This is a genomic window from Xanthomonas sp. SHU 308 (assembly GCF_000364645.1).
GTDB classification, from domain to species: Bacteria; Pseudomonadota; Gammaproteobacteria; order Xanthomonadales; family Xanthomonadaceae; genus Xanthomonas_A; species Xanthomonas_A sontii.
The window spans coordinates 1-4,577 of the sequence record NZ_AQOK01000393.1 but is presented as its reverse complement, the minus strand read 5'-3'; the positions used below and the strand labels follow the sequence as shown (position 1 = coordinate 4,577).

3 protein-coding genes are annotated in these 4,577 nt (G+C 69.3%); 2 read left to right on the top strand and 1 reads right to left on the bottom strand.

Features of this window, described 5'->3' with window-relative positions; translation table 11 throughout:
* Positions 1-295: 295 nt before the first annotated feature.
* Positions 296-1,768 (top strand): MFS transporter, encoded by a 1,473-nt coding sequence (locus D588_RS0113155; protein WP_232764298.1) that lies wholly within the window; start codon positions 296-298, stop codon positions 1,766-1,768.
* A gap of 104 nt (positions 1,769-1,872) precedes the next feature.
* Complete coding sequence (gene ettA, locus D588_RS0113150) at positions 1,873-3,534, top strand: energy-dependent translational throttle protein EttA (RefSeq protein WP_017908418.1); 1,662 nt, start codon at positions 1,873-1,875, stop codon at positions 3,532-3,534.
* Between the two features lie 341 nt (positions 3,535-3,875).
* Here the strand turns inward: ettA and D588_RS0113145 are convergent, their stop codons facing one another.
* Positions 3,876-4,391, bottom strand: coding sequence for a peptide deformylase (locus D588_RS0113145; RefSeq protein ID WP_017912202.1), 516 nt, complete (start codon positions 4,389-4,391; stop codon positions 3,876-3,878).
* Positions 4,392-4,577 lie beyond the last annotated feature (186 nt).

Here is a 4,577-nt window from a genome sequence, read left to right as displayed (position 1 = left end):
CGCAGGAAGGCGCCCAGCGCGCGGGCACGCTCGCTGGCCAGAGCCGGGCCCGACGCAGCAGGCGCGACCGCCCGCTCCGGCCTGGAGGTGGAATGCGCGAGGTCCGGTTGCATCGTCTTCTCCACTTTTGCTGTCCGCCGGTGCCCGACGACGCCACGTCGACAGGCGGCGCAGGCGTGTCTGTAACGCCGCAGGAGACGGCGCCCGACGCGACCGTCCGAGATCAGGGAGGCAGCGCCAGTACCAGGATAAATGAGTCCTTGTACCAGTTTATCGACTCACCATACTGCGCGCCATGACCACGCCCTCCCCCGCCTCCGCCATGCCCGCCACCACCCCCACCCTGAGTCACCGCGGCCTCGGCATCCTGCTGATCGGGCAGATGCTGCCGCTGATCGATTTCTCCATCCTCAATGTCGCGCTCGGCTCGATCGCGCACACGCTGCACGCGTCGGCGACCCAGCTGGAGCTGATCGTGGCCGTCTACGGCGTCGCCTTCGCGGTGGGCCTGGCGGCGGGCGGCCGGCTCGGCGACAACCTCGGCCGCCGCCGCGTGTTCGGTGCCGGCGTGCTGCTGTTCGGCCTGGCCTCGTTGCTGTGCGGGGTGGCCGGTTCGGTCCCGGCCCTGCTGGCCGGCCGCATCCTGCAGGGACTGGGGGCGGCGCTGGCGGTGCCGCAGATTCTGGCCACCATCCACGTCAGCCTGCACGGCAAGGCGCACGCGCGGGCATTGGCGCTGTACGGCTCGCTGGGCGGCATCGCCTTCGTCATCGGCCAGGTGCTGGGCGGCTCGCTGGTCAGCGCGGACATCGCCGGATCCGGCTGGCGCAGCGTGTTTCTGATCAACCTGCCGTTCTGCCTGCTGGCGCTGGCCTGCCTGCGCGCCGTGCCGGAGACCCGCGCGGCACGGCGGATGCCGCCCGACCTGGCCGGCGCCGGGCTGCTGGGGCTGTTCCTGGCCTGCCTGCTGCTGCCATTGGCGCTGGGCCCTTCCCTGCACTGGCCGCCGGCGTGCCTGGCGGTGCTGGCCGCGTGCCTGCCGCTGCTGGCGGCGCTGGCCCGGGTCGAACTGTGGCAGGAACGCCGCGGACGGACGCCGTTGTTGCCGCCGGCCTTGTTGCGGCTGCCCAGCGTGCGCTTCGCGCTGCTGGTGGGCGGGGTGTTCTTCACCTGCTGGAGCGGTTTCATGTTCGTGCTGGCGCTGACCCTGCAGACCGGCGCCGGTCTCTCGCCGCTGCAGTCCGGCAATGCGTTCATCGTGCTGGGCGCGGCCTACTTCGCCTCCGCGCTGGTCAGCGCCCGCGTGGCGGCGCGCTGCGGCCCGCTGCCGACGCTACTGCTGGGCTGCCTGCTGCAGATGCTGGGCCTGCTGGCGCTGGGCTGGACGCTGCACGCCGTGTGGCCGCATCCGGGCGTGCGCAACCTGGCCCCGGCGACCGCGCTGATCGGTGCCGGCCAGGCCTGGATCGTGGCCAGCTTCTACCGCATCGGCCTGTCGCAAGTGCCCACCGACCATGCCGGCGCGGGCAGCGCCATGCTCTCCACCATCCTGCAGGCGGCGATGGGCCTGGGCCCGGCGGCACTCGGCGCCATCTACGCATATGCCCGCGGCGGCGGCAGCCTGGCCGCGATGCGGGCGGCGCTGCACAGCGAGTGGCTGGCGATGCTGGTGCTGGTGATCTGCGCACTGTTCTATCTGCGCCGGCAGCGCCGCGCGGGGGGAACGGCGACGGCACCGAGCGCAGCGCTGCCGCCGATCGCCGAGTAGGCCGCGCGGCAACGAATGCCGGCGGCCGTCCGGCTATAATCCGCCATCCCTTTCGACGCCCTCCGGCCGCCGGCCGGCGGGCGCCCTGCGCCTTTGGAGCCGCCATGTCGCAATACATCTACACCATGAACCGGGTCAGCAAGACCGTGCCGCCCAAGCGCCAGATCATCAAGGACATCTCGCTGTCGTTCTTCCCCGGCGCCAAGATCGGCCTGCTCGGCCTCAACGGCGCCGGCAAGTCCACCGTGCTGAAGATCATGGCCGGCGTGGACACCGATTTCGAAGGCGAGGCGCGTCCGCAGCCCGGCACCAAGGTCGGCTACCTGGCGCAGGAGCCGGAGCTGGACCCGAACAAGACCGTGCGCGAGTCGGTCGAGGAAGGCGTGGGCGAAGTGCTGCAGGCGCAGGCCGCGCTGGAAGCGGTGTACGCCGCCTATGCCGAGGAAGGCGCCGATTTCGACGCGCTGGCCAAGGAACAGGAGCGCCTGGAGGCGATCTTGGCCGCCGGCGACGCGCACACCCTGGAGAACCAGCTCGACGTGGCCGCCGACGCGCTGCGGCTGCCGCCGTGGGACGCCAAGATCGCCAACCTGTCCGGCGGCGAGAAGCGCCGCGTGGCGCTGTGCCGGCTGCTGCTGCAGAAGCCGGACATGCTGCTGCTCGACGAACCGACCAACCACCTCGATGCCGAGTCGGTGGAGTGGCTGGAACAGTTCCTGGCGCGCTATACCGGCACCGTGGTCGCGGTCACCCACGATCGCTACTTCCTCGACAACGCCGCCGAGTGGATCCTGGAACTGGACCGCGGCCGCGGCATTCCGTGGAAGGGCAACTACACCGAATGGCTGATGCAGAAGGACGAGCGCCTGAAGCAGGAAGAGAACCAGGAAAAGGCGCGGCAGAAGGCGATCCAGAAGGAACTGGAGTGGGCCCGGCAGAACGCCAAGGGCGGCCGTTCCAAGGGCAAGGCGCGTCTGGCGCGCCTGGACGAACTGCAGTCGGTGGACTACCAGAAGCGCAACGAGACCAACGAAATCTTCATCCCGCCGGGCGAGCGCCTGGGCAACTCGGTGATGGAGTTCAAGAACGTCTCCAAGAAGTTCGGCGACCGCCTGCTGATCGACAACCTGTCGATGATCATCCCGCCGGGCGCCATCGTCGGCATCATCGGCCCCAACGGTGCCGGTAAGTCGACCCTGTTCAAGATGATCACCGGGCAGGAGAAGCCGGATTCGGGCGAGATCGTGGTCGGCCCGACCGTGCAGCTGTCGTACGTGGACCAGAGCCGCGACAAGCTGGAAGGCAACCACAACGTGTTCCAGGAGATTTCCGGCGGTCTGGACATCCTCAACATCAACGGCGTGGAGATCCAGTCGCGCGCCTACATCGGCCGCTTCAACTTCAAGGGCCAGGACCAGCAGAAGATGGTCGGTTCGCTGTCCGGCGGCGAGCGCGGCCGCCTGCACATGGCCAAGACCCTGCTGCAGGGCGGCAACGTGCTGCTGCTCGACGAACCGTCCAACGACCTGGACATCGAAACCCTGCGCGCGCTGGAAGACGCGCTGCTGGAGTTCCCGGGCAACACCTTCGTGATCTCGCACGATCGCTGGTTCCTGGACCGCATCGCCACCCACATCCTCGCCTTCGAGGGCGACTCGCACGTGGAGTTCTTCCAGGGCAACTACCGCGAGTACGAGGAAGACAAGAAGCGCCGCCTCGGCGACGACGCCGGCCCCAAGCGCCTGCGTTTCAAGGCGCTGAAGTAAGCCGCAGCGCGTTTCTGGCAGCACCCGCCACGGCCCGCTTCGCGCGGGCCGTGCGCGTTTTGGCTGACTGTCGGGTGGGGACGCTCTCCGGCTCCGGGAGTCTGCGGGAGTCGACTGTCATACAGCGACGACACGCGAAGCGGTGCGCCTTCCGATGGCGCAATGCGTCGGGACTGAAGTCCCTCCCACAGTGCACCCGCCGAGTTCGCTACAAGTCCCTGTGTCGCGATGGGCCTTACCGGTAAAACCGTCGCGACTGGAGCGCTCCCACAAGCGCGTGACAGTGCACGCATGCGGAAGTGACCGCTGGGCACGCATCGCCAACGCGGGGCATCCCGGCACTACAAGTCGTAGGACAGCACGTCCTCGAAGCCGAACTTGTCGAAGTCGCGGATGCGCGAGGGATACAGGCGGCCGATCAGGTGGTCGTGCTCGTGCTGCACCACGCGGGCGTGGAAGCCCTCGGCCTCGCGCTGCAGCGGGGTGCCGTCCGGCAGCACGCCGCGGTAGCGGATGTGCCGGTAGCGCGGAATCACCGCGCGCAGTCCGGGAATGGACAGGCAGCCCTCCCAACCATCCTCCAGGTCGTCGGACAGCGGCTCGATCTCCACGTTGGCCAGGGCGGTGCGCGGCACCGGCGGCGCGTCCGGATAGCGGGCGCTGCGCTCGAAGCCGAACACCATCAGTTGCAGATCCACCGCGATCTGCGGCGCGGCCAGGCCGACGCCGCGCGCAGCGTCCATGGTCTCGAACATGTCGGCCACCAGCGCATGCAGTTGCGCGCTGTCGAAATCGGTGACCGGCGGCGCCTGGCGCAGCAGACGCGGGTCGCCCATGCGGATGATGTCGCGGATCATGTGCGGACTCCTGGCAGTGGGGAATGGCCGCGATTATCCGCCGTGGCGGCGACGCGTGCAGCGCGGGCTGCGGCCTCCCCTGCCCCGACTGCGACACGCCGCGGTGCAATCCCCGTGTTGCGGCAAAGCGCTTGGCGAATTCTGCAGATGCGAACTGTCATGCAGCCGCGACGCGCGAGGTGGCGT